This is a genomic window from Methylobacterium sp. 22177 (assembly GCF_052045615.1).
Taxonomy (GTDB): Bacteria; Pseudomonadota; Alphaproteobacteria; order Rhizobiales; family Beijerinckiaceae; genus Methylobacterium; species Methylobacterium radiotolerans.
The window spans coordinates 1-25,291 of sequence record NZ_JBQEPK010000030.1 but is presented as its reverse complement, the minus strand read 5'-3'; the positions used below and the strand labels follow the sequence as shown (position 1 = coordinate 25,291).

The 25,291-nt window shown below is 72.6% G+C and carries 23 protein-coding genes; 5 read left to right on the top strand and 18 right to left on the bottom strand.

The genetic code is table 11. From position 1 onward, the window contains the following. Positions 1–18: 18 nt before the first annotated feature. The 5 genes from ACTJK8_RS22835 to ACTJK8_RS22815 form a co-directional block, all read right to left on the bottom strand. Complete coding sequence (locus tag ACTJK8_RS22835) at positions 19–1,542, bottom strand: UxaA family hydrolase (protein WP_440762547.1); 1,524 nt, start codon at positions 1,540–1,542, stop codon at positions 19–21. 35 nt (positions 1,543–1,577) lie between these two features. Beyond that, a complete protein-coding gene (locus ACTJK8_RS22830; RefSeq protein ID WP_063110343.1) occupies positions 1,578–2,888 on the bottom strand; it encodes an MFS transporter in 1,311 nt (436 codons plus the stop codon). A 107-nt stretch (positions 2,889–2,995) separates the two neighbouring features. After that, on the bottom strand, positions 2,996–4,066 hold the full coding sequence (locus ACTJK8_RS22825) for a malate/lactate/ureidoglycolate dehydrogenase (RefSeq protein WP_012320010.1): 1,071 nt from the start codon (positions 4,064–4,066) through the stop codon (positions 2,996–2,998). 120 nt (positions 4,067–4,186) lie between these two features. Further along, on the bottom strand, positions 4,187–5,689 hold the full coding sequence (locus ACTJK8_RS22820; protein WP_058606935.1) for a M81 family metallopeptidase: 1,503 nt from the start codon (positions 5,687–5,689) through the stop codon (positions 4,187–4,189). Between the two features lie 31 nt (positions 5,690–5,720). Then, positions 5,721–6,437 (bottom strand): DUF1194 domain-containing protein, encoded by a 717-nt coding sequence (locus ACTJK8_RS22815; protein ID WP_012320012.1) that lies wholly within the window; start codon positions 6,435–6,437, stop codon positions 5,721–5,723. 223 nt (positions 6,438–6,660) lie between these two features. Here ACTJK8_RS22815 and ACTJK8_RS22810 point away from each other — a divergent pair, with 223 nt between their 5' ends. Continuing rightward, positions 6,661–6,882, top strand: a complete 222-nt coding sequence (locus ACTJK8_RS22810) for a hypothetical protein (protein WP_440762546.1) — start codon at positions 6,661–6,663, stop codon at positions 6,880–6,882. A 16-nt stretch (positions 6,883–6,898) separates the two neighbouring features. Here ACTJK8_RS22810 and ACTJK8_RS22805 read toward each other — a convergent pair whose 3' ends face one another. The 10 genes from ACTJK8_RS22805 to ACTJK8_RS22760 form a co-directional block, all read right to left on the bottom strand. Then, entirely contained in the window at positions 6,899–7,666 is a 768-nt protein-coding gene (locus ACTJK8_RS22805) for a DUF1223 domain-containing protein (protein WP_053621103.1), read from the bottom strand. Between the two features lie 7 nt (positions 7,667–7,673). After that, complete coding sequence (locus tag ACTJK8_RS22800; protein ID WP_440762545.1) at positions 7,674–8,690, bottom strand: lipid A biosynthesis lauroyl acyltransferase; 1,017 nt, start codon at positions 8,688–8,690, stop codon at positions 7,674–7,676. A gap of 138 nt (positions 8,691–8,828) precedes the next feature. Further along, positions 8,829–9,851, bottom strand: coding sequence for a zinc-binding dehydrogenase (locus tag ACTJK8_RS22795; RefSeq protein ID WP_440762544.1), 1,023 nt, complete (start codon positions 9,849–9,851; stop codon positions 8,829–8,831). Between the two features lie 11 nt (positions 9,852–9,862). After that, positions 9,863–10,180: an SH3 domain-containing protein gene (locus ACTJK8_RS22790; RefSeq protein ID WP_012320017.1), complete on the bottom strand. Its 318-nt coding sequence runs from the start codon at positions 10,178–10,180 to the stop codon at positions 9,863–9,865. Positions 10,181–10,182: 2 nt separating this feature from the next. Then, positions 10,183–10,950 carry an SDR family NAD(P)-dependent oxidoreductase gene (locus tag ACTJK8_RS22785; RefSeq protein WP_053621100.1) on the bottom strand — a complete coding sequence of 256 codons (768 nt, stop codon included), beginning with the start codon at positions 10,948–10,950 and terminating at the stop codon, positions 10,183–10,185. Next, entirely contained in the window at positions 10,947–12,230 is a 1,284-nt protein-coding gene (locus tag ACTJK8_RS22780; protein WP_024829547.1) for a beta-ketoacyl-ACP synthase, read from the bottom strand. The genes ACTJK8_RS22785 and ACTJK8_RS22780 overlap by 4 nt, the downstream gene beginning before the upstream one ends. A gap of 87 nt (positions 12,231–12,317) precedes the next feature. Continuing rightward, on the bottom strand, positions 12,318–13,583 hold the full coding sequence (locus tag ACTJK8_RS22775; RefSeq protein WP_107681063.1) for a Zn-dependent hydrolase: 1,266 nt from the start codon (positions 13,581–13,583) through the stop codon (positions 12,318–12,320). Between the two features lie 118 nt (positions 13,584–13,701). Further along, positions 13,702–14,163: a tellurite resistance TerB family protein gene (locus ACTJK8_RS22770; RefSeq protein ID WP_024829545.1), complete on the bottom strand. Its 462-nt coding sequence runs from the start codon at positions 14,161–14,163 to the stop codon at positions 13,702–13,704. Between the two features lie 230 nt (positions 14,164–14,393). Next, the gene (locus ACTJK8_RS22765) at positions 14,394–15,560 is read right to left on the bottom strand and encodes a carboxylate-amine ligase (RefSeq protein WP_012320022.1); all 1,167 of its coding nucleotides are present in this window, start codon (positions 15,558–15,560) and stop codon (positions 14,394–14,396) included. Positions 15,561–15,650: 90 nt separating this feature from the next. Continuing rightward, complete coding sequence (locus tag ACTJK8_RS22760; RefSeq protein ID WP_029357798.1) at positions 15,651–17,168, bottom strand: CYTH and CHAD domain-containing protein; 1,518 nt, start codon at positions 17,166–17,168, stop codon at positions 15,651–15,653. 370 nt (positions 17,169–17,538) lie between these two features. Here ACTJK8_RS22760 and selB point away from each other — a divergent pair, with 370 nt between their 5' ends. Beyond that, on the top strand, positions 17,539–19,512 hold the full coding sequence (gene selB / locus ACTJK8_RS22755; protein ID WP_012320024.1) for a selenocysteine-specific translation elongation factor: 1,974 nt from the start codon (positions 17,539–17,541) through the stop codon (positions 19,510–19,512). Between the two features lie 106 nt (positions 19,513–19,618). Here the strand turns inward: selB and ACTJK8_RS22750 are convergent, their stop codons facing one another. From ACTJK8_RS22750 to ACTJK8_RS22740, 3 genes are all read right to left on the bottom strand, one after another. After that, positions 19,619–19,918 carry a hypothetical protein gene (locus tag ACTJK8_RS22750; protein WP_012320025.1) on the bottom strand — a complete coding sequence of 100 codons (300 nt, stop codon included), beginning with the start codon at positions 19,916–19,918 and terminating at the stop codon, positions 19,619–19,621. A gap of 94 nt (positions 19,919–20,012) precedes the next feature. Next, positions 20,013–20,291 carry an MSMEG_0570 family nitrogen starvation response protein gene (locus ACTJK8_RS22745; RefSeq protein ID WP_024829540.1) on the bottom strand — a complete coding sequence of 93 codons (279 nt, stop codon included), beginning with the start codon at positions 20,289–20,291 and terminating at the stop codon, positions 20,013–20,015. Then, positions 20,284–21,510, bottom strand: a complete 1,227-nt coding sequence (locus ACTJK8_RS22740) for an MSMEG_0565 family glycosyltransferase (RefSeq protein ID WP_012320027.1) — start codon at positions 21,508–21,510, stop codon at positions 20,284–20,286. Before ACTJK8_RS22740 ends, ACTJK8_RS22745 begins: the two co-directional genes overlap by 8 nt. 332 nt (positions 21,511–21,842) lie before the next feature. Between ACTJK8_RS22740 and ACTJK8_RS22735 the strand changes: the two genes are divergently transcribed. The 3 genes from ACTJK8_RS22735 to ACTJK8_RS22725 all read left to right on the top strand — a co-directional run. Then, on the top strand, positions 21,843–22,652 hold the full coding sequence (locus tag ACTJK8_RS22735) for an SGNH/GDSL hydrolase family protein (RefSeq protein ID WP_012320028.1): 810 nt from the start codon (positions 21,843–21,845) through the stop codon (positions 22,650–22,652). Between the two features lie 124 nt (positions 22,653–22,776). Further along, positions 22,777–23,304, top strand: a complete 528-nt coding sequence (gene hslV / locus ACTJK8_RS22730; protein ID WP_024829538.1) for an ATP-dependent protease subunit HslV — start codon at positions 22,777–22,779, stop codon at positions 23,302–23,304. 479 nt (positions 23,305–23,783) lie between these two features. Next, on the top strand, positions 23,784–25,291 hold a 1,508-nt coding region (locus ACTJK8_RS22725), incomplete at its 3' end, for a CHASE3 domain-containing protein (protein ID WP_440762543.1).

The following is a 25,291-nucleotide window of genomic DNA, read 5'->3' as shown; positions in this document are numbered from 1 at the left end:
AGCGCACGCCCGGGCCCCTCACACGGTCGCGCCGATCTGCCAGGGCGCGAATTCCGACGAGCCGAAATCGAACTGCTCGCTCTTCGTCCGCTCGCCGCCGGCGACCCGCAGGATCAGGTCGAAGATCCGGCGCCCAGCCTGCTCCACGCTCTCTTCACCGTCGAGGATCGTGCCGCAATTGACGTCCATGTCCTCCTCGAGCCGCCGGTACATGGCGGAGTTGGTGGCGATTTTGATCGAGGGCGACGGCTTGCAGCCGAATACGGAGCCGCGTCCCGTGGTGAAGCAGACGAGGTTCGCCCCGCCCGCGACCTGCCCGGTCGCCGAGACCGGGTCGTAGCCGGGCGTGTCCATAAACACGAAGCCCTTGGCGGTGACGGGATCGGCGTAGCGCAGCACGTCCACGAGGTTGGTGCTGCCGGCCTTCGCCATGGCGCCGAGCGACTTCTCCAGGATCGTCGTCAGGCCGCCGGCCTTGTTGCCCGGCGACGGGTTGGCGTCGATCTCCGAGCCCTCCTTGCGGGTGTACTCCTCCCACCAGTGCATCAGGTCGACGAGCTTCTGGCCGACTTCCGGACTGACGGCGCGGCGGGTGAATAGGTGCTCGGCGCCGTAGGTCTCGGTGGTCTCCGACAGGATCACCGTGCCGCCGTTCCGCACCACGAGGTCGCTGGCGATTCCCAGAGCCGGGTTGGCCGAGACTCCGGAATAGCCGTCCGAGCCGCCGCATTGCAGGGCGACGATCAGCTCGCTCGCCGGCACCGGCTCGCGGCGGACCACGTTCGCCTCGGCCAGGATGTCCTTCACGAACGCGATGCCGGCCTCGACGGTCTTCCGTGTGCCGCCGAGGCTCTGGATGTTCATGCTGCGGATCCGGTCGCCGAGCCCCTGCTCCTCCAAGAAGGCGCCGATCTGGTTCACCTCGCAGCCGAGCCCGATCATCACGATGTGGGAGAAGTTGACGTGCCGCGCGTAGCCCGCGAGCGTCCGGCGCAGGAGCCGCAGCGGCTCGCCCATCGCCATGCCGCAGCCGGTCTTGTGGGTCAGCGCCACGACACCGTCGACGTTGGGATAGGGAGCGAGCGGGTCGAGGCCGAGGATCGGGTGCCGCCGGAACGCGTCGGCGATCAGGTCGGCGACGTGCGCGCTGCAATTCACCGAGGTGAGGATGCCCACGTAGTTGCGCGTCGCCACGCGCCCGTCGGGGCGGCGGATGCCCTGGAAGGTCGCGGGCGGCGTCACCAGATGGGTCGGCCTCGCGTCGACCCCGAACGCGTAGTCCCGGGCGAACTCGCCCATCCCGAGATTGTGGACGTGGACGTGGCGGCCGGCCGCGATGTCGTCCTTGGCGAAGCCGATGATCTGTCCGTACTTGGTCACCGGCTCGCCAGCGCGATGGGCCCGGACCGCGACCTTGTGGCCGGCCGGGATCCGCTCCGCCGCCGCGACGCCGTCGGCGACCGGCATTCCCGGCTCGATGGCGCCGCGGGCCACGGCGACACCATCGGCCGGCCGAAGGGTGATCACGTGGTAGGTCGACATCGGTCTCTCCTCGGATTCGATCGGGCCGCTCGCCGTCACCGCGCCGCCTCGGGGCGCAGAGCCGGGGCGCGGGCGTCGCGGACCGGCAGCGGCGCGATCTCGCCGACCACGAACAGGTAGATGAAGGCGCCCAGCAGGCAGAACCCGCCGGCCACGATCAGGGGGATCACGAACGAGCCCTGGGTGACGGTCAGCATGACGCCCGTGAAGGTCGTCGTCACGATCCCGGCGACGTTCGACGCGAAGTTCTGGATGCCGCCGATCGAGGCCACGTGGGCCGGGGTCGGCGCCACGTCGCCGGGCAGTGCCCAGATCGACGCGGCCGTGAAGGCGAGGCTGCCGTAGGCGACCGCGAAGCACAGCAGCGCCACGTAGACGTTCGGCGCGATGATCGACAGGGTGATCACCGACGACATCAGCATGCCGCCGACGAGGCAGGTCTTGCGGGCCGCCGTGAGGCTCCAGCCGCGGCGGTAGAGGGCGTCCGACGCGAAGCCGCCGAGCCAGCCCGCGGGGATCGACGCCAGGGCCGGCAGGCTGCCGAGCGTGCCGAGCTCCGCCAGCGAGAAGCCCCGCGCTTTGACCAGGTAGGTCGGGAACCACGTGATGAAGAAGTAGATCACGAAGTTCAGGCAGAAGAATCCCGCCATCATGCCCCAGACCGTGCGGTAGCGGAACAGCGACAGCCACGGCACCTGGTTCTGGGCGTCGGCGGCGTCGACGGTCTTCGGCCGCTCCTGCGCGGCCCGGAGCCGGGCGAGCTCCTCCGGCGAGACCTTCGGGTGGTTCTCGGGCTCGCGGTAGAGCCACATCCAGAACACAGCCCAGGCGAAGCCCAGCACACCGGTGACGACGAAGGATTCCCGCCAGCCCAGCGTCGCGATGACCCAGGACACCAGCGGGATCGCCAGCGCCGAGCCCACCCGCGAGCCGCTGTCGAAGATACTGCTGGCGAAGCTCCGCTCGCTGCGCGGGAACCACGAGGCCACGACCTTGGCGAAGGACGGGTAGGCCCCGGCCTCGCCGATGCCGAGCAGCATGCGCAGGCCGAGCAGCGACAGGAAGCCCCGTCCGACCGCGGTCAGCGCCGTGCAGGCCGACCACCAGACCACCGCGACCACGAGCGAGAGCCGCGCGCCGACCCGGTCGGCCACGTAGCCGAAAGGCAGCTGCATGATCGCGTAGGTCCAGAAGAAGCCCGACAGGATCAGTCCCATGTCGGTGGCGTCGAGCCCCAGCTCCTTGGACATGGAGGGCGCGGCGACCGCCAGATTGGCGCGGTCGATGTAGTTGATGGCGTTGGCGGCCATGCAGAGGCCGATCATGAGCCAGCGCAGGCGAGGCATCGTGGGCTCCTCCCGTCTTCCGGGGATGGCGTCCCCGGTCCGTGCGGCGCCCCCGTTGGGGCCGAGGGTCGCCGCCGAGCGTGGTGTCGTGCCGGCCCTCGTCCGGCTCAGGTGCGGTAGGCGTTGCCGTCGAGGCCGTGCGGCCGGCCGGCGGCGAGCAGGGTCTCCCAGACGGGCTCCGGCAGCGGCACGCCCTCGGCGAGGCGCTCGGCGCGCATGCGCCGCTCCGGCTCGCCGGGCAGCAGGACCTCGGCGCCCGGCATCGGCTTGGCGCTCTTGAAGAAGTCGAGATAGGCCCGCGTCTCGACCGCGAGGGCGTCCTCGGTGCCGAGGGCGGTCGGCGTGACGTAGATCGACAGCATGCCGTTGCAGATCCGCCGCTGCCCGGGGCCGGCCGTGCCGGAGCCGGTGAGCGCGCCGGCGAGGAGCTCGCACATCAGCGCGAGGCCGGAGCCCTTGTGCTCGCCGAAGGCCCGGATCGCCCCGGCGCCGCGCTGGTTGTCGCGCTCGACGCCCTCCAGCGGGCCGAACAGGGTCGCAGGGTCGGCGCTGAGGCGGCCGTCCGGCTCGATCAGCGCGCCCTCGGGCAGCGGCTTGCCGCCCCGGGAGGCGACGAGCACCTTGCCCTCGGCGACCAGCGACGTGGCGAAATCGAGGATGATCGGGTCGCCCCCCGGGACCGGGAAGCCGGCCGCGAAGGGGGCCGTCGAGAATCGGCGCTCCACGGATCCGAAGGGTGCCACGAGGAGGCTCCCCGCCACGTTGACGAAGTGCACCGAGACGAGCCCCGCCGCCGCCGCCCGCTCGGCCCACTCGCCGATCCGGCCGATATGCCCGGCGTGCCGCAGGGCGATGATCGCGACGCCGTTCTCCCGCGCCTTGGCGATCCCGAGATCGGTGGCGAAGGGGCCGGCCGTCTGCCCGAACCCGTAATGCGCGTCCACGAGGGCGAAGTTCGGCGCGTCGGTGACGATCTCGGGCGTGCGGCCGGCCTCGACCTCGCCCGCGCGCAGCCACTCGACGTAGCGGGTGACACGGACGACGCCGTGACTGTCGTGGCCGGTCAGGTTCGCCGCCACCAGGAAGCGGCCGATCCGCTCGGCCTCCGGCTCGGCGCAGCCCTCGCGCACGAAAATGTCCCGCACGTAGGCGGTCAGCCTGTCGGCCGGAATCCGCATCCCGTCTCTCCCTCGCCGCGCTTCGCCGAGCGCGTGCGGGATGAACCTAGCGGCCTCGCACGTGCAGGGCGAGCACCGGCGGGTGACGGCGGCCGCCACCTGTCGTCCCCGCCGGACCGGTCACGGCCCGGACGGGGCGGGCCCGGGCGGATCGCCGTAGGGGAAGAAGTCAGCGGCCCGCATGTGCGCGTAGGCGAGGTGATCGAGCCGCACCGTGCCGAGGAACGGTTCCGGCGGCTCCACCAGCAGGATCGTGCGGGCGTAGCCGCTGTCGTCGAAGCCGCGCCGGAAATGCACCCGCGACTTGATCGCCACGATGTCGAAATCCGCCGGCTCCAGGCCGAGACGCCACAGCTCGTCGGGCTCGACGATCTGCGCGAGCTGCGGGCTCAACACAAGGACGTTGCCGGCCCCGAACGCGACGCAGATCCACGTACCGCCGCCGCCGCTGCCGGCGACGCCCGGCTCCGGCGCCTCGACCACGCGCAGCACGGTTCCGGCGATCCGCACCGGATCGCCCGCGGACGGGTCACCGCCGCCGCCGACCGGCGCGTCGAACGGGTCGCCCGCCGCGAAGGTCCCCGCCGCCGCGATGTCGGGCGACGCTACGGTGGCGACCAGGGTGCGGGTGAGGCCCTGCCGGAGGATCTCGCGCAGCAGCCAAGTCGCCCGGCCGGACCGGTCGCTGTGGTCGGCGAGGACCACAGGGGCGGCGCCCTCCGCCACCGCCGCCCGGGCGAGGCGGACGCCGTCGGCGATCGTGTGGATCCGCGTCGCCTCGAGGAGCGCGCGCCGCCGCCGCCAAGCGAAATCCGCCACGTCCCGCGCCACCCGCTCGGCGAGGGCCGGGTCGTCATTGGTGATCGCCTGCACGGTCATTCCGGCGTCCGGGGCGTCGCCCCACGGGAAGCCGAAGTAGACGTTGACGTACACGTCCGGCTCGCGCGCCTCCCAGACGAGGGCCCGCTGCACGAGATCGGACCAGGGCGCTGCGCCGGTCCACTGCACCACGGTGGGCGAGAGGATGGGCACCTTGAAGGTCCGGTGCGCGGGCCGGAATTCGCCGCGCACGGCGCGCACCAGCATCCGGGCGGCGCGCTCCCCCTGGAGGTGGCCGTCGTAGTGCGGGAAGTACTTCACCGCGAAGGCCATGTCGGCGTGGTCGAGGAAGGCCGCATCCTCGTTGCCGTGAAGGTCGAAGGTCCCGACCAGGATCGCCCCCTCGCCCACCGCGGCGCGGACTTGCCGGGCGATGTCGGCCTCCGGCCGGGGGACGCCGCGCACCGCCATGGCGCCGTGCAGGGCGAGGTAGACGCCGTCGAACGGCCCCCGCGCCCGCAGCTCCTCCGCCATCCGCCCGAGGAAGTGCGCGTAGGCGTCGGCGGTGATCCAGCCCGAGGCGGTGCCGGTGCGCGGCCAGAGCGGCGAGGTGATCCCCACCAGCTCGACGCCGTCGTACTCCTGCGCCACCTGCACGAAGCCGCCCATGTATCCTTTGGGATCGGTGGCGAGGAGCGCGGCCCCGGTGGCCGGCGAGCCGGGATAGACGAAGTCGTCACGGGTCGTGTCGTTCGGCAGGAACGTCACGGTCTCGTGGGTGAACTGGAGGACGGCAAGGCGCATCGATGGTCGGCCCTCTGAGATCGGGTGACGGTCAGGAGATCTCGCGCACCAGCTTGGCGACGAGCGAGCGGCCGAAAGCCGCGAAACTCTCGGCGGTCATCACGAAGGCGCCCTCTCCGCCGATGACGACGCTCCGGTAATACGCCGCGAGACCGCCTGCCGGGTTGGTGTGCTCCTTCAGGAAGGCCGGCATCCCCTCCGGCTCGGTGAGGATGACGATGCCGTTCACCGTGATGCCGGCCGCCACGGCCGCGTCGCGGGCCTCCGCGATGGGGCGCCCGGCATTGCCGGTGCCGTCGCCCGAGATGTCGATCACCCGACGGTCGGCGCGGAAGGGCGCCCGGGCCAGCAGGTCCGCGGCGAAACCGATGGCCGACCCGATGGCGGTGCGTCCGTAGAACGGCCGCGGCGCGGCGCGCAGGCGCGCCGCGAAGGCGGCAGCGTCCCGCGCCGAGGAAATCACCATCCAGTCGACCGCCACCTGCTGCTCGCCGGGCCCGGCCCAGTCGAACAGCACGACGCCGATGCGCCCGGTCGGGCCGTCGCCGATGGCGCGCAGCACGCCCGGATCACCGAAAGCCTCGGCGTAACCGCGGCGCTCGAGATCGAACCGGGCCTCGCTGATGCTGAGCGACACGTCCACCGCGAGGACGAGGAGGAGGTCGACGCTCGCATCCGCCGCGCGGGCGGGACGGCCGACCACCGACAGGGCGGCGAGCATCCCGGACAGGAACGGGCGTCGCCGCATGGCCGACCCTCGAATTCGGGCGCCCGCGCGGGACGGCGGGCAGCCACACCCATGCAACGAGCCTGCCGACCCGCCGGTTCGGACCGTCCGGCCGCACTGCGCGAAGGTTCCACCCGCGCAGCGCGGATCCGCGCCGCTTTCGGCCGCATCACACGCCGGGGCGCCCGCCCTACCTGCCGCGGATCGGGGCGCCGCCGGCGCCGCCCAGCCAGAGTCAGTCGACATGCAGCGTCTTCGCCGAATCGGTCGCGCCATCGAGAACGGGATCGTCGGAGCCGTGACCGGGACGGTCGCCCTCGTCAGTCGGATGATCGACGGGCTGATCGGGCTGGTGGGTCACCTGTCCGAGCGCCTCGACGCCAAGTTGGCGCCGCTCGCCGACGAGTCCCGGGCGCGCCACCGGCGCGAGGGCCGGCGGCAGATCGACCCGATCTCGCTGGAGTAGCGGGCGCGTACAGGCGTTAGAGCCCCGGGCCTTTGGCGGCGCCGAAGATGCGGCCCGGCTTGCCGTCGGCCGCACCCTGGAGAAGCACGACCCAGCTGTCCGCATCGGCGACGCGGGCCTGGGTGTCGGGCACCTCGAAGCGGGCCGGCTGGCCCGTCCAGGGACCGAGGCGCTGCATGCCGCGGACGACGTTGACGTAGGTCGCCGTCCGGCCGCCATTCTCCCCGGCCTGGATCGCGATGGCGCGGCTGCGCAGCACGGGCACCAGCCAGACGTCGCCGCGGATCTCGGTCCTGGCCTCCGGGGCCGCCCCGACCTCAACCAGGATCCGGTCGCCCTTGGTCTCCCCGCGCACCGGCACCGGCAGCCCGCCGTGCTGGCAGGCATCGCGGATCAGGCGCTCCAGGGCCGGCCGGTCGGACCCGACGGCGAAGCCGTTGCCGTCGACCACCACCTGGGGCGTGAAGACCTGTCGGGCCCCGCGGCCCCGCGCGTAGGCGCGCTGGCGCTCGGTCAGCGGACGCAGCGCCAGCGTGTCCTTCCAGCCGAGGTAGTCCCAGTAGGTCACCGGCAGGGTCAGGGCGATGACGCCGGGCTTGTGGGCGAGGTCGCGCAGGACCGGGTCGGCGGACCGGCAGGCGCCGCAGCCCTGGCTGGTGAAGAGTTCCACCACGGCGCGAACGGGCTCGGCCCGCGCCGGTATCGCGGCCAGCGTCGCGCAGGCAAGCAGCGCGGCGCGGAGCGCGCGGCGGTCGCGGGTCGGGGCGCGGTGCCGGGGCGTCATCGATCCATCAGACCGTCTGCGAAGCCGAAGGTGAAATCACGTTGGCTTGAGAGGCCTCTACCTTCGGTTGAAGTGGCGCCGGCGCAACTCTCGGCTTGGGCAGCATATCGGGCCGCCAGCGACGATGCATCCACAGCCACTGGCCCGGATTCTCCCGCACCCAGCCCTCGACGACGGCCGTCATCGCCTGCATCGCGCCGGCGACGTCAACGGTCCCGTCGGCGGCCCTGGGCAGGTCGAGGGGCGGCGTCAGGTCGAGGCGGAAGCGGCCCTCCGGCAGGCGCACGACGCGCACGCCGTGCACCGGGCAGTCATAGTGGCGGGCGAGCTTGGCCAGCAGCGGGTTGGCGAGGCACGGCCGGCCGAGGAATTCCACCACGACACCGCGTGTGAAGTGCTGGTCGATCAGCTGGCCGAGGTGGCCGCCGGTCTCGACCACGTCGCGCATGGCGAACACGGCACCCGGCGTGGAAGCGGCGAGGCCGCCCATCGTCCGGCGGCGGACCTCCTGGACGAGGCGCGCGGCCGCGGGATTGTTCGGCGGCCGGAATACCGCGGTGGCATCGAGGCCGAACTTGGCCGCGCAGATCGCCGGCAATTCCCAATTCGCCAAGTGCGCCGAGAAGATCAGTCCCGGCCGGCCGTCGTCGCGCAGGGCGTAGAAGTGCTCGATCCCCGTGACCTCGGTCCGCAACGCGCCGGTGGCGGCGGGATCGTAATCGAACAGGGTGTCGAGGTGGGCGTACTCGGCCCCCGTCCGCCCGAGATTGTCCCAGGCCTCCAGAGCGATCCGCTTCCGCTCCGCCTCCGGCATGTCGGGAAAGGCCGCCCTGAGGTTCGCCATCGCGGTGCGGTGCGCCGGCAGGAGCGGGCCGAGGGTGCGCAGCAGCGCGGCGCCGAACGCCGTGGACCGCTCCGGCCCGAGGACGCGCGCCAGCAGTACCAGGGCGCGGATCACCGGAATCATCGCGAAGCCCGCGAGGCGCGGGTACGACCGTTTGAGCAGGAGGGCGAGACGCAGCACGATCGATTCCAGGGATACGGTACGGGCGGCCCCCCAGCGACCCGTACGGCGACGTTTACGCCAAGTCTGTCGCGGCGCGAAATGCGGATCGCCGCCTACGGTCCGGTGTCGCGCCGTGCCGGTGTGCCGTGGCCGGCGCTACAGGCTGACGAGGATCTTGCCGAAGACCCGGCGAGACTCGAGTCGCTCCAGACCCTGCGCGAAGTCCGCCAGCGGGTACACGGTATCGACAACCGGTCGAATACCCGCGTCCATCTTGGCGAGGGCCTGACCGATATTCGCGAGCGAGCAGCCGAACGAGCCGGTGATGCGGTACTGCTGCTGGAACAGCTGCATCAGGTTCATCGTCGCCGAGACGCCCGAGGTCGATCCGCAGGTCACGAGGCGACCGCCGCGCTTCAGGCAGAGCAGGGAGCCGTTCCAGGTGTCGGCGCCGACGTGCTCGAACACCACGTCGACGCCCTTGCGCTTCGTCAGCCGGCGGACCTCGCCCTCGAAACGCTCGGTGCGGTAGTTGATGACGTGGTCGGCGCCGAGTTCTGCCGCCTTACGGCCCTTCTCGTAGTCGCCGACCGTCGTGTAGACCGTGCAGCCGATCGCCTTGGCCATGCGGATCGCCGCGGTGCCGATTCCCGAGCCGCCGGCATGGACCAGGACGCTCTCGCCGGGCTCCAGGCGGGCGTTGTCGAACAGCATGTGCTGGACCGTGCCGAAGGCGATGCCCGCGCAGGCGGCGTCGGTGTCGCTGACGCCGTCCGGCACCTTCACGACGAGGCGGGCCGGCATGGTCACGAGCTCCCGGGCGAAGCCGTCGAGATGGAAGCCCATCACGCCGGACACGTCCTCGCAGAGGTTGTCGCGCCCCTCGCGGCAGGCCTTGCACCGGCCGCAGGTCATGGCGCCGTAGGGCACGACCCGGTCGCCCGCGACGAGGCCGGTGACGCCCGCCCCGACCGACTCGACGGTCCCGGCCGCCTCCGCGCCGACGATCAGCGGCATCTTCCGCTTGGCGAAGGCCATGCCGCGGAAGCCCCAGACGTCGATGAAGTTGAGGCCGACCGCGCGGATGCGGATCCGGACCTCGTCGGCTCCGGGCGCGGGCGGCGGCTCGATCTCGGTGAGGCGCAGGTCGCGGTCGCCGAACAGCTGGAGGGCTCGCATCGTGTCTCTCGTCACTCCGGCGCCAGATAGCGCCGCCGCGCCCACCCCAGGGCGCGTCCGGCCTTCACCCGGCACCACGTGGTGCGGCTCGGCGTGTCGTTGGTGCAGCCGAAGACCAGGGCGCGGGTCCGGATCTCGCCGACCTGCTCGGCGGACGGGTCCGGCTCGGCGCGGACGCTGAGCGGCTCGCCCGGCGGAAGGCCGGAGACCCGGTAGACCTGCGGCTCCGCCCGGGCGTGGCCCGGGGCCAGGAGAGCCGCGCCGCAGAGGGCGGCGGTGAGGGCGAGGCTGGCGCGCATCGTCAGGGTCGTCCGGTTCGGCGGCGCCACCGTCAGGTCCGGTGGACACCCATCATGGCGGTCAGGCCGCCATCGACGGGCAGCACGGTGCCGGTGATGTAGGATGCCCCCTCGCCCATCAGGAAGGCCGCCAGTGCCGCGACATCCTCGGGCCGGCCGAAGCGGCCGATCGGAATCTGGCGCTCCATGCCGTCCCGGTAGGCGGCGTAGCGCTCCATCATGGCGGTGTCGACGAAGCCCGGGGCGATCACGTTGACGGTCACGCCGCGCTTGGCCGTCTCCATCGCCAGGGTCCGACAATACGCGATGAGCGCGCCCTTGGTCGCCGCGTAGGCGGCGTTGCCGGCATTGGCCCGCAGGGCGGCGACGGACCCGATCGCCACGATGCGGCCCGCGCGCGCGCGGGTCATCTCCCGCACCAGCGCCTTGGCGAGGCGCGTCAGCGAGAAGAAATTGACCTGCATGGCGGCCTCGGCCCGCTCCTGATCGAGCATCGCCGCGAGGGCGTCGCAGGACTGGCCGGCATTGTGGACGAGACCGTAATAGCCCGTCGCCTCGGCGGCCTCGCAGAACAGCTCCAGCCCTGCCCGGTCGGCGAGGTCAACGGCATGGGCCGCGAACGGCCGGTCCGGGTAGGTCGCCCGAAGCTCGGCCAGCAGCGCCTGCGCGGCCTCGGCCGAGGCGCGGTAGGTGAAGTCGACGCCGAGACCGGCTCCCGCCAGGGCGCGGACGATCGCGGCGCCGATCCCGGACGCGCCGCCGGTCACGAGGACCCGGCGCGGTGTGACGGGGACGCTCACGCGGGCTCCGCGCCGAGGACCAGGCAGGTGTTCTGGCCGCCGAAGCCGAACGAGTTCGACAGCACAGTCCGCACCGGCAGGTCGCGGGCAGTCTCCACGATGTCGAGGGCGATGGTCGGGTCCGGCACCCGGTGGTTGATGGTCGGCGGGATGCGGCCGTGGCGGATCGTCAGCAGCGAGACCGCCGCCTCGATGGCGCCGGCCGCCGTCAGCGTGTGGCCGATCATCGACTTGTTGGAGGTGACCGGCAGGGCGGCAGCGCGGTCGCCGAACACCGCCGCGAGGCCCAGGGCCTCCATCTTGTCGTTCTCCGGCGTCGACGTGCCGTGCGCGTTCACCGTGTCGATCGCCTCGGCCGCCACGCCGGCATCGTCCAGGCTCGCCCGGATCGCCGCGATGATCGGGGCGCCGTCGGGGCTGGAGCGGGTGCGGTGGAAGCCGTCGCCCTTCTCGCCGCAGCCGAGGACGTAGCCGAGGATCGCGGCGCCCCGGGCGACGGCGGCCTCGGCGTCCTCGAGCACGAGGGCGGCCGCGCCCTCGCCCATGACGAACCCGTCCCGGTCCTTCGAGAACGGCTTCGAGGCGGTCGCGGGGTCGTCGTTGCGGGTCGAGAGCGCGGAGAGCAGCGAGAAGCGGATCAGCGATTCCGGGTTCACCGAGCCGTCCGTGCCGATGCAGAGCGCCGCCGCGGTCTCGCCGCGCCGGATCGCCTCGACGCCGAGCTGGATCGCCGTGGCCCCCGACGAGCAGGCGGTCGAGAGCGAGATCGGGGAGCCCTTCGTGCCGAAGCGGTCGGCGATGCGGTCGGCGACCGTGCCGAAGATGAACAGGTCGTGCCAGGGATCGAAGCGGCGCGTCGCCGCCGCCCGCAGGAGACCGGCGTAGTCGACCGGACCGTCGCCGCCCGCGGCCTCGGCCAGGGCCTGGCGCTGGGGCCACTCCATCTCGACCGGCGGGACCGCGATGAACAGGGCGCCCGGGAAATCGCCCCTGGCGCCGATCCCGGCCTGCGCCACCGCCTCCTCGGCGGCGACGGCGGCGAACCGCTCGGACAGGAGCGGCGCGACGAGGGGGTCGGTGTCGAGGAAGTCCACCGTCCCGGCGATGCGCGTGCGCAGGTTGTCGGTCGGGAACCGCGCGATGGCGTGGATACCCGACCGGCCCTCGGTCATGGCCGCCCAGGTGTCGGCCTGTCCCTGACCGAGGGAGGAGACGACGCCGAGGCCGGTGACCGCGACGAGCGGCCGGCCCCTGGCGTCGCGGTAGGATCGCGCGCTCATGGAGCGGTCCTTACGGGATTTTCCGCCGCGGTACACCTCCGCGCGGGTGGTGCCGCGCGCGGGGCACCGCCGTGACGGCAGGGCGGCTCAGGCGCCCGGCGCGTTGGCGAGGCGGAGCACGGTCTGCAGCAGCACGTCGGCGCCGGCCGCGCAGTCGCCTTGCGTGGCGGATTCCGACTCGTTGTGGCTCACCCCGTCCTTGCACGGCACGAAGATCATCGCGGCCGGAACCTTCGCGGCGAGGTTGCAGGCGTCGTGGCCGGCGCCCGAGATGATCCGGCGCCGCGGATGCCCCAGGCTCTCGGCGGACGCGTCGATCGCCGCCACGACGGCGGGGTCGAACGGCACCGGCTCCTTCCGCCAGATCCGGGTCAGCGCGATCTCCAGGTGGCGCCGCGCCGCGATCTCGGCCGCCGCCTCACCGAGCGCCGCCTCCATCGCGTTCAGGGTCTCGGAACGCGGGTCGCGCACGTCCACCGTGAAGGCGACCCGGCCCGGCACGACGTTCCGGGAGGGCGCCAGGATCGCGGCCTCGCCGATCGTCGCCACCGCGGAGGGCGCGTGGCCCACCGCGATCCGCTCGGCGGCCAGGGCGAATTCCGAGAGCGCGAGCAGCGCGTCGCGGCGGCGCGGCATCGGCGTCGTCCCGGCGTGGCTCTCGAAGCCGGTGATCACGCCGTCGAACCACATGATGCCCTGGCCGCCCTCGACCACGCCGATGGTCTTGCCCTCGGCCTCCAGGATCGGCCCTTGCTCGATGTGCAGCTCGACGAAGGCGCCGATCTCCCGCGTGCCGACGGCCTCGACCCCGCGGTAGCCGATGGCGTCGAGGGCCTCCGCCACCGTGGTGCCGGCGGCGTCGCGCTTGGCCAGGATCTCGTCCGTGGTGAAGTCGCCCGCGTAGGCCGCCGAGGCCATCATGGCGGGGGCGAAGCGCGAGCCCTCCTCGTTGGTCCAGTTGACCACGAGGAGCGGCGCCTCGGTCTCGATCCCGGCATCGTTCAGGCTGCGCATCACCTCCAGTCCGGCCAGGACGCCTAGGACGCCGTCGAACTTGCCGCCGGTCGGCTGGGTGTCGAGGTGCGAGCCGAAGGCGATCGGCTTCCGGCTCATGTCCCGGCCCGGCCGCAGGGCGTACTGCGTGCCCAGGGCGTCGACCGACACGGTCAGCCCGGCCGCCTCGCAGGCCTCCCGGAACCAGTCGCGGACCTGGCCGTCCTCGGCCGAGAGCGTCAGGCGGTTGATGCCGCCGGCCGGCGTGCCGCCGAATTCCGCGGTCTCCAGGATCGTCGCCCAGAGGCGCGCACCGTTGGCGCGCAGGTTGTGGGTCTTGCTGAGGCTCATCTCGGCCATGCCGGTTCCTTTCACGGCGGGTCGCCGTGCGACGCAAACGTTATGGGGCGCCAGCCCCTTGGCAGCGCTCCCACCTCACAATTCCCGCGGCGAGCAACCGCGATGCCAACCGACCCGGTCAGGCCGGCGGTCGCCGCACCGGGTTGGCGCGCAGCAGAGCGATCGCGTCGACCCGGAGGGCGACGGCGATCTCGCCGAGGGCGCCCGCCTCGATGTTGCTGATCCCGTCCTGGTCGGCGACGTCCGCGGCGATCAGGAAGACGTTCTCGCGCTGGTTCGCGGGTCGCTCGGCGACCGCCGCGACGTGGCGCAGGTTCTCGGCCCGGCCGAGCCGGGTGCGGGCCCGGGCGATGCCCTCGTAGAGCTCCGTCTCCAGCATCAGCGCGTCGTAACCCTTCATCAGGACCGGGTCGGCCTTCAGGCCGTGCAGGGCCGCGTCGAATTCCGGGCCCGCGACCTCGCCGTCGGCCACGATGACGTTGGCGGCGGCCGAGACCGCCGCGAGCATCAGCGCCTTGTCACCGGCATAGGCCGTCACGGTACGGCCGACATGGCCGAAGAGGTCGCGCAGGAGGCTCATTCCGGAGGTTCGGCCGCGGAGTCGGGGTAGCTGCTGGGACGCGAGGGATAGCAGAGGACGACACGGAGGGAACCCGTCGCCGCGCGACCGGCCATATACGCGGGCGAAACCGGCGGCCAGACATCCTTCGGCAACATGGCCATGCGACTCGTGTGGGCGACCGCGTCCTCGAGCGCGGCCGACGGACCGCGGCCTCGACGATCCCCCCTCAGCCGTGTCCGCGCCCGTCGTCACGCCGCCGGAGCGATGTTCGGGTGCCCCCCAGGCCCGGACTTCGAGCCGGCGGCGGTCTCCGCCGCGAGATGATCGACCACTGCCGACAGCGCCGCGCGCTCCCGCGCGCCCGACCGGCGCGCGGCCGCGAACACGGCCATCTGCCGGTCGGCGCTCGTCCCCTCCGCGACGATCCGCGACGCGTGCGCGCAGGCCGCGCCGCAGCCCAGGGCATCGGCATCCTCGGCGATGTCGGCGAGCAGGGCCTCGACCGCTGCGGCGACCGGCACGGCCCGGACCCGCGCCTCGTCGATGAGCGTCGCGCGGACGCCGTCGCACTCGGCCCGCCAGAGATTCTCCAAAACGAAGCCGCGTGAGGCCGCGGTCAGGCCGGCATTGAGCCGCCTGTCCCGGACGACCCGGCGAACGAGGCAGCGGAACAGCGCGGCGATGCAGAGCGCGTCGTCGAGGCGCGCGCAGCTGTCGGCGATTCGCAGCTCCAGCGTCGGGTACTTCACGGACGCGCGCACGTGCCACCAGAGATAGCTGGCATCCGCGATGGCACCCGAGCGGGTCATCACGTCGACGTAGCGGGCGTAGTCGTCGGCATCGGCGAACAGCTCGGGAACGCCGGTGCGCGGCAGCTCGGCGTAGGCGCGCATCCGGTAGCCGGCGAGACCGGTCTGCTGCCCCTGCCAGAACGGTGACCCGGTCGAGAGCGCGAGCAGCACCGGCAGGTAGGGCAGAAGCCGGTTGATCAGCCCGATCCGTGCCGCGGGATCCGGCACCTCCACGTGGACGTGGAGGCCGCAGACGAGGTTGCGCCGGCCGAGCATCCGGAGGTCGGCCATGATGCCGTGATAGCGCGCCTTGTCGGTGGGCCGCTGGTCGCGCCACCGGGCGGTCGGATGCGTGCCCGCCGCGAAGGTCAGGATGCCCCGCTCGCCGCCGATCTCCGCGAGGCTCGCGCGCAGGTCCGCGAGATGCGCCCGCGCCTCCGCGAGGTCGGCGGTCGGCGGCGAGGCCACCTCCACCTGGCACTGGAGCTGCTCGCGCTCGGCATCGTCGAGGCGGCCCCGCACGGCGGCGTGGAAGGCGCGGAGGCCGGCGCGCGGTGTGCCGCGCGTGCGGGCATCGGCCAGGAAGAACTCCTCCTCGATGCCGAACCTGTAGGCGTGGGCCATCCGCGCTCCCTGCCCCGGACGGGCCGATCGTTGTCCGGCGAACGCCGCCGCACCGGCCGGGTTCCGGCCCGACCGGCGGCGCGAAAAGCCTCAGCGCCAGAAGGGCTTGACGTCGAGGAGCTCGGACCGCGCGTCCGCGGCCGCGTCCAGCAATTTCTGTGCCCCAGGATCGTCCGGACCCGGCATCGGCGGCCCCGACAGGCTCTCGGTCATCGTCCGAGCCGTCTCCAGATCGTTGAGCGCGCCGAGATGGTCCTGCAGGTCGGAGAGCGCGGCACCGAACTTCTCCTGCCGGCGGACAGCCTTCTTCTTCCGGTAGAGACCGGCGAAGAACTCCGCGCCGTATCGGAGCTTCTTGGCGGCGATCCGCGCCCGGTGCCGCGTGTGCGGATCGAGGTGCCGGAGGCCGCGGCCGCGCTTCTTCAGGCGCGCCCGCGCCTTGTCGAGGACCTGCGCGGCGAAGTGCCGTCCGTCGACGGCCGCGTCCGGCCCGGCTGCCCATGACCCCGCCTCGACCCAGCCGGCGAAGTCGATGATGAGCGCGCGCCACTGCGGGCTCTCCAGGGTCGCCGACACCGCATCGTACGCGGTCGCGCGCTCCGCCTCCGCGCGGGCGCGCAAGGCGTCGAGGCCGGGCTCGTCGGGGCGCTGCTCCGCGATGTCCGGCAGCGTGTCGCTCAGGAACACGTCGAGGTTGCGCGCGTGGCCGAAGGGCTCGGTGACGCGCTTGATCTCGTCATTGAAGGCCGCGGCCCGGGAATCGGTCTCCAGCATGGGTCCGAAGAGCGACAGCGCCGAGCGCAGGCGGCGCAGGGCGACGCGGATCTGGTGGAGCGCCTCGGGCGGCCGTCCGCCCTCCAGGAACGCGGTCTCATTGAGGCGCATGTGGCGCAGGCAGGCGCGCGCCACCCGGCGGAAGACCTCCCCGGCGCTCGCGCCCTCGGGCAGCTCCACCGGCTCGGCCTTCACGACGCCCGGCCCTTTCCCGTCGAGAAGCGCGTAGCCGACCGCGCTCTTGGCCTTCACGCCGAGGCGCAGCGGCACGGTCTCCGCCAGCTCCCGCGCCAGCGCGAACAGGTCGGCCGGCTCGCCGGACTGGAGTTCCAGCTCGAGTTCGCAGAGCGGCGCGTCGCCGGACGCGGTCTCGACCCTGCCCTCGTCGAGGGTGACGAGCACGCGAGACTCGCCCTGGATGACCGGAATCTCCCGACGCATCACGACGGTGGCGAACAGTCGCTCCAGCGGCGCGTCGGCCGCGCGCAGGACCGGCTCGGCGGCCGTGTCGGCCCAGGCCGCTGGCTCCGGCGTCTCGCCGGCGATCTCGGTCTCCCACTCGGCCCGATCGAACAGGCCGACGCCGCCGCTCCCGGCCTTCACGGTCTGGATGTGGCGGCCGCCCTTGGCGCGGACGCGCAGGGTCAGACCGGCCTCGCGGAGGGCGCGGTCGGGCGTGTCGTAGTAGGTCGTGACCAGGAGTTCGGGCTCGGTCGCCGACGCGTCCGTCAGCCGGGGATGGGACGCGAGCGCCGTCAGGTCCGGGCCGGCACAGTCGAGCTTCAGCTCGACCTCGCGGGGCTCCTCCCCGGCGTTGCTATCGGTATCGCTCATACGCTCCTCTTCGTCGCCTGCCACCGCTAACGAGGCAGGGATGGGCTCCGGTTGCATCGGCTCCCATATCGCGCCGCGCGACACCGGCATCGGGGCGTGACCGTCCGACGCACCTGACTCAGCAAAGGGGGCCGCGTTCCCGTCGTCAAGCTGCGACGCCGCTGCTCCGCGCTGCAGATGGATGCTGCGCTGCGTTAAAATCGCGCTTTCCCAGAACGGCACGGCGTGGCAAGACAAATTGTCCACAATCGATCTGCCACGCAGCCCCGGCCCCGACCGCCCGGCGGCACACGGCGCCACGACGCGCCGGCGCGGCGGATTTCCCATCCGAGCGAGCGGTGCGCCCCTTGTGGACGGCGGCACCGTGGAGATGATCCGGTCGGTGGCTGCTTTGAAGACACTCCTCGTCGGCGTGATCGGGCACGTCGATCACGGCAAGACGGCGCTCGTCCGCGCGCTCACCGGCGTCGAGACCGACCGGCTCAAGGAGGAACGCGCCCGCGGCGTGTCCATCGTGCCGGGCTTCGCGCTGCTGACCTCCGGACAGGGCGAGATCGACCTCGTCGACCTGCCGGGCCACGAGCGGTTCGTCCGCGCCATGATCTCCGGCGCGACCGGGATGCGGGCCGTCCTGCTGGCGGTCGACGCCCACGAGGGCATCAAGCCGCAGACGGTCGAGCATCTCGAGATCGCGTCCCTGATCGGCGTGCGCCGCGGCGTGCTGGCGCTGACCAAGGCGGACCTCGCGACGCCCGAGACCGTAGCGGCCCGCGCCGCCGAGATCGCCGCCGCGGCCGCCCGGGCCGGGATCGAGGCCGGACCGGTCATCGCGACCTCGACCGTGACGGGCGACGGCCTGCCGGAGCTCGCGGCCGCCCTCTCGGCGCTTCTGGCCGAGACGGAGCCCGGCCGCGACGACGGCTTCCCCTACCTGCCGGTGGACCGGGTCTTCTCCCGGCCGGGTTTCGGCACCGTCGTGACCGGGACGCTGCGGCGCGGGCCGCTCGCGGTCGGCGACACCGTCGAGATCGCCCCCGGCGGCCGCACCGCGACCGTGCGCGGCCTGCAGATCCACGGGCGCGCGGTGGAGCGTGCCGAGCCGGGGCGGCGCACGGCGGTCGCCCTGCGCGGGATCGACCTCGATCAGATCGCCCGCGGGCAGGCGCTGTCGCTGCCGGGCCAGCTCGCGCCGAGCCCGTGGCTCGACGTGGCGATCACCGCGGCCGCGAGCCTGTCGGACGCGCTGGCGGGCGGCACGGCCTGTCGCCTGCTGTTCGGGACCACCGAGGTCGAGGCGCGGCTGCGGCTGCTCGACCGCGACGCCCTGGAGCCCGGGGCCAGCACCCGGGCGCAGCTCCATCTCGGCGAGCCGGTGGCGGTGCCGGCGCGGGAGCCGTTCGTGCTGCGGCTCGATTCGCCCTCCGTCACGGTGGCGGGCGGTCGGATCCTCGATCCGGCGAGCCGCCGCCGCCGGCGCCACGATCCCCGGGTCATGGCCGACCTGGCCGCCCTGGCGGCGGGCGGTCCCGCCGACGCGATCACGGTCCGCCTCGGGCAGCTCGGCGCGGCCGGAGCGCCGCTCATCGACCTCGCCCGGATCGCCGGTGTGGCGCCGGACCGGGCCCGGCAGGTGCTCTCCGAAGGCGGCGCCCGGGCGATCGGCGACCGCTTCGTCGGGGCCGCGGCCTTCGAGGCGCTGCGTACCGGCACGCTGGCAGCCCTGGCGCACCACCACCGCGACTACCCGATGGAGCACGGCATCGCCCTCGAGCGCCTGTCGCGCGCCCTGGCGCTGCCCGAGGCGGTGGCCGGCGCCGTCCTGCGCGACCTCGCGGCCGCCGGCGCAGTCGCCCAGGCGGCAGCCCTGTGGCGACGGGCCGAATTCGACCCCGCCCGCAACGAGAGCGAGGCCGCCCGCCGGCTGGAGCAGGTCTTCCGCCGCGCCGGCCTCAACCCGCCCGACGAGGCCGAGGCCATCGGCCGTGACGTGCGCCGCCGCGAGGCATTGACCTACCTCGTGGGGGCCGGCACGGTGATCCGCGCCGTCGACCGGGTCCAGCGCCGCGCCGTGCTGTTCCACCGGGAGGCGGTGGACAGCGCCAAGACCCGCCTGATCGACGCCTTCCCGACGGCGCGGACGGCCGAGACCGGCTTCCTGGCCCGGGAGGCCGGCGCGACCCTCGGGATCTCGCGCAAATTCTCCATCCCGTTGCTCGAGCATCTCGACGCCACGGGGTTCACCCGCCGGGCGGGAGATCGCCGGGTCATCGTCGCCCTCGAGACCGGGCGCGCGGGCCCGGACGCGGGCCGACGCGGCGCCCAGGACGGCGCGTCCCATTCATGACAGGGCCGGGAATCACCGCACCGCGGCACACTCGCACCCGAGGCGCCCTTGAGCCGGTGTCTCCTCCACGAGGGAAAGGCGCGCGCCAGCGCGGTCAGCGCCAACTCTAGTCATCCGCGCCGAACCAATCGCCGCGACCGGGCTCGTAGCACGTGTACCCGATCAGGCAGTTCGGGTTGTCGCGGGTCGGCCGGAAGGCCCGCCGCGCGATCTCGGTGGGCTCGCAGAACGAGCGGTCGCGGACGAACCGGTCGTAGGTCATGCCGCCGGTCCCGAGGACGAGAGCGCCGCGGGCCTGGATGAGGCGGATCGTCTGCTGGCAGGTCATCGTCGTGCTGGACGGTCGCGTCTGAGCCGCGACCGGCGACGCGGCCAGGACCAGGGCCGTCGCAATCCGGGTCATCATCGCCTTCGCCTCCGCCATCGGTCCTGCGAACAACCCGGCGCGGCCGTCGCCCGCGCTGCGTCGGCTCGCCGCAAGGCGACGCGGCGGGCCCGGGCTAGTCCTCGAAGGCCTCGACGTGGACGGTCCCGGGCTCCTGGCGGCGGGCCCCCTCCTCGATCCGGGCGAGCTGCGCCTGCGCGCGGCCGCAGGGGAAGCCGTAGCGAGCGCGGACGCGATCGCTGGCGATGCCGAGGGCCAGACGGCTCAGGGCGACGAACTCGTCGAGGGGGTAGTCCTGCCCGACCGCGAGGTGGTCCTTGATCACCAGCGACGGCGAGTAGCAGGCCTCGCGGGTCCCGTCCGGCCACCGGATATGGAAGCGCATCTCAGGCATCGCGCGGGACCCGCAGCGTGTTCCAGGCCGCAGCCCCCGTGGCCGCCGCCATCAACGGCGCGTCCCCGGGCGCGAGTTCCGCGTAGGTCGGGAGGTGGCGCGCCGCGCAGGCGTCCCAGACATGCGCCCGGGCGACCTCGCGGCCGGCGTTGCGCAGTCGCGCCCGCCGGCTCGGGTCCAGGCTCGCCCGCATGGCGGCCGCGATGGCCTCTGTGTCCTCCGGATTCACCGACAGGGCTTCCCCCGGGGCGATGTACTCGGTGAAGGGCGGTCTTCCCGACACGATCACCGGCGTGCCGCAGGCCATGGCTTCCAGCACGCACAGGCCGTAGCCCTCCACCAGCGAGGGGAAGACCAGGGTGTCGGCGAGCCGGTAGAGGGCCGGCATGTCCGCCTGCGCCACGGCGCCGGTGCGGATCACCGGCCGGCCGGGGCCGACCTCGAGCCCCTCGCGCTCGAGGGCGGCGCAGCACCGGGCCTCGTACCCGGCATGATCGAGGGACGACGCGCCGCCGGCCACGACGAGCTGCGCGCCGGGCAAGCTCCGGCGCAGGGCCGCGAAGGCCTCGATGATCGCCAGCGCGTTCTTGCGCGCCTCGAAGCCGCCGACACCGAGGAAGACCGGGCCGCCGCCGAGGCCGAGGCGGCGACGGAGCGCGTCGTCCTCCGGCCCGGGATCGGGCGTGAAGGCGGCCGCGTCCACGCCGGTCCCGACCACGTCGGCCCGCGCGCCGTACTCGGCGGCCAGCGTCGCCGCCCAGGTCCGGCTGACACAGAGCAGGCGCCCGGCATCGAGGATCGCGCGCTCCTCCCACTGCGCCAGCCGCGGATCGGTGAACGTGTCGATGCGGTGGACCGTGCGCACGAAGCCCGGGATGAGCCGGCGGCGGGTCAGGGTCGCGAGCGCGTTCCCGCTGACGCGGCATTGGGCATGGAAGACATCGAAGTCGCAGGCGGCGGGGGTCGAGAAATGCGCGAGGTAATCGGCGATCCGGGCGCCGACCAGCGCCGCGTCGGACCCCGCGGCCGGCTTGGCCGCGACCGAGATTACCGGACACTGCGCCGCGCGGAAGAAGCCGCCGCCGGTCGGATCGGGCGCGTGGACGACCGCCTCGTGCCCCAGCCTGCCCAGGGCCTCCCCGAGCGCCAGAGCGTGGACCACGCCGCCGCGCGGGTCGGTCGAGTGCGTGAGGATCGCGATGCGCAAGCAATCGACCATGGGACGGCGCGTGGAGCCCGCGGCCGGTCGGGGGACGCGCCGCGTCGCCCGACCGCGCGCTCCGCCGCCCTCTCGGAGACGCGTTTCGAAGCGGTCGCATGGTTCATGCCGAGTCGGCCGGGAGGCGCTCGAAAGCGCGGTCGCCGCGACTGGCGGCGCCGATGGGCCGGTCGATGTTGCCGGGAAACCTCGCGCAAGCCCCCCGCTCCCAACTAACGCCTAATTTTGTGTTACGAATTCAGTGTGTTTTCAAACTCTGCCTGGAACCGCTCTTTTCAGGGCCCTGTGTCAGATTGTATCTACCGCTCACGAGAGCCGGAGCCGTCGGTCCCGTGTCCAAGTCGCTGAACACTGTCTTTCCCGCCCGCAGGATGCTGCGCCGCCTCGGCTTGTTGGGCGCCCTCTTGGTTCTGCCGACCGCGGTGCTCGCCTACGCGGACCTGCTCCCCGAATCCCTGGATATGCTGGGCTTCGACCTGGGCGACAGCCCGGACCTGCCGCACGTCGCCCGCCAGATTGCCATCGGCGCCCCGCTCAAGATCGTGGCCTTCGGATCATCCTCGACGGAGGGCGTGGGTGCCTCGAGCCCGGCCAACGCCTACCCGGCCCGCCTCCAGATCGACCTCCGCAAGAAGCTGCACGGGCTGGACGTCGCGGTCATCAATCGCGGCATCGGCGGCGAGCACGTCGACGACATGCTGGCGCGGCTCGACCGCGACGTCATCGCGGCCGAGCCCCAGCTCGTCATCTGGCAGACCGGCAGCAACGACCCTCTGCGCGGTGTCTCGCTGGAGCATTTCCGCGAGGCCACCGTGTCGGCGATCCGCCGGATCCGGGATGCCGGCATCGACGTGGTGCTGATGGAGCCGCAATGGTGCCCGAAGCTCGAATCCACGCCGGGCGCCTCCCGCTTCCGCGACGCCGTGCGCAGCATCGGCGACGAGCTCGACGTGCCGGTGATCCGGCGGGCCGACCTGATGCACGGTTGGGTCCGCGAGGGTAAGCTGACGACCAAGCAGCTCTTCGCCGCCGACGGCCTGCACATGGCCGATCGCGGCTACGCACTCTTGGCCGAGGCCGCCGCGCAGTCGATCCTGCAGGATGCCGGCCCGCTGCGCAGCGCCCAGGCGGTCGCCGAGTAGGCGCCCGGGTCCCGGACCGGCTGGACTCGGCCGGCGAAGCTCCCCATCTCGGCGCGATCGAGAGCGGAGCCGAATCTTGAGCCAGGACGCATTCAGGTACGACGACCGGGGCGCCGTCCCCCAGATGCACGCGACCACCATCCTGATGGTCCGCAAGGGCGGTCGCGTCGTCATCGGCGGCGACGGTCAGGTCAGCCTCGGCCAGACCATCGTGAAGGGGAACGCCCGCAAGGTCCGGCGCCTCGCCAAGGGCGCGGTGATCGGCGGCTTCGCCGGCGCCACCGCGGACGCCTTCACGCTGTTCGAGCGCCTCGAAGCGAAGCTGGAGCAGTACCCCGGCCAGCTGACCCGGGCCTGCGTGGAACTGACCAAGGACTGGCGGACGGACCGCTACCTACGTCGCCTCGAGGCGATGATGCTCGTCGCCGACCGCGAAGTCAGCCTGCTCCTGTCGGGTTCCGGCGACGTGCTGGAGCCCGAGAGCGGCGTCATGGCCATCGGCTCCGGCGGCAATTACGCCCTGGCGGCCGCCAGGGCGCTGGAGGAGGGCGACCTCGACGCCGAGGCGATCGTCCGGCGGGCCATGGCGATCGCCGCCGAGATCTGCGTCTATACCAACGGCAACCTCGTCATCGAGGCGCTGGACGCCTGAGACCGGGCTCCGCGGGGCCGGGTCGCGCCGGCCCGACCGTCCTCGCCGCGGCGTCGCGCGCGCAAGGCGTTCCTCGCCGCGCCCGCCTGCCGTCGCTGGCGCTCGAAGCTCGGCAGCACAGCACGGCGCGCGTCCGGCTGACGGCAGCGCACCACAGCTTCCGCGCGAGCTGCACCGCGCGCGAATACGGTCCTGCACCGATTTTCGGGTCTGCCGCCACCCGTCTGTACCGGTAATGCGACCGTAGCGCCGACGAAGACCTTGACCGGTCAACACTCATCTGAGGTTGTAACCGCTGACGACAGAAGAACGCCGGGCGCGCACAGAAATTTGATCGCGGGCGGCGCGCTCTCAACACCTTTCGTCAGAGCTGTCTACGGCGTTAATGCCCAAAGTAACACAAAATTTACATCGTATAAATTATTACTGACCGCAGGGAACGAGAACCGAATTCCCGAATGGGACCCTGAGGACTGACTATGCGCTCGATCAATGACGTCCGGATCGTAACGAAACTGACTGCCGCTTTCGGCACCTTGGCGGCGGTCACGGTCGGGATCAGCGTCATCGGATACACTCATCTTTCTTCGATCGAGCGCGTCAATCATCTGACGGAGCACTCGTATCAGGTCATCTCGGCCCTCGACGGCCTCACGCAGGCGATGGTCAATCAGGAGACCGGACTGCGCGGATACCTGATCGCGGGCGACCCGAAATTTCTGGAGCCGCTCCACGCCGGCCAGAAGTCCTTCAAGGTTTCCCTCGAGAGCGCCAGGTCGCTCACCGCGGACAATGCCGCCCAGCAGGCGCGCCTGGAGGCCGTGCGCGGCTCGGCGGAGACGTGGTCGAAGGACATCGCCGCGAAGGAGATCGCCCTCGTCGAGGCCGGAAACCTCGACAAGGCCCGGCAGATCGAGGCGAGCGGCGCCGGCAAGGCGTCCATGGACGCCCTGCGCGCCAAGATCGGCGAGGCCGAGAAGGCCGAACGCGACCTCCTGACGGCCCGGAGCGACGAGCAGGCGCGCTCCTTCGGCGCCGCCTACCTCGCGAGCCTCCTCGGCAGCCTCGCCAGCGTCGTCATCGCGGTGCTGCTGGCCTTCCTCGTCTTCGCGATGCTGACCCGGCCCCTCGGCCGTCTCGTGGCGGTGCTGCAGCGCATGGCCCGGGGCGAGATCGAGGCCGAGATCGAGGAGGCCGCCCGCGGCGACGAGATCGGCGCTGTCGGGCGCGCCGTGGACGGCATCAAGGCGATGGTCGCCAAGAAGGCCGCCGAGGAGGCCGAGATGAAGCGCGTCGCCGACGCGGCCGCCGCGGCCGAGCGGCGCCGGACCATGATCGAGCTCGCCGACGGCTTCGACCGGGCGGTCGGCGGGATCGTCGGCATGGTCTCATCCTCGGCCACCGAGCTGCAGGCGACCGCCCGGACCATGTCGGCGACGGCGTCCCAGACGTCGAGCCAGTCGAACACGGTTGCGGCAGCCGCCGAGGAAGCCGCCTCGAACGTCAACACCGTCGCGGCCGCGGCCGAGGAGCTCGGCTCGTCGGTGCAGGAGATCGGCCGGCAGGTGGACGGTTCGGCGCTCCTGGCGCAGCGGGCCGTCTCCGATGCCGATCAGACCGGCGCCCTCGTCCAAGAGCTGAGCAATTCCGTGTCGCGGATCGGCGACGTGGTCGGGTTGATCTCCAACATCGCCGGCCAGACCAACCTGCTGGCGCTCAACGCCACCATCGAGGCGGCCCGGGCCGGGGCCGCCGGCAAGGGCTTCGCGGTGGTGGCCTCCGAGGTCAAGGCGCTGGCCGAGCAGACCGCCAGGGCGACGCACGAGATCTCCGGCCAGATCGCGCAGATCCAGGCCTCGACCGGGCAGGCGGTCACGTCGATCGCCGGCATCACCGGCCGGATCCGCGAGATCAGCGGCGTGGCGACCTCGATCGCCGCCGCGGTCGAGCAGCAGGGTGCGGCGACCCAGGAGATCGTCCGCAACGT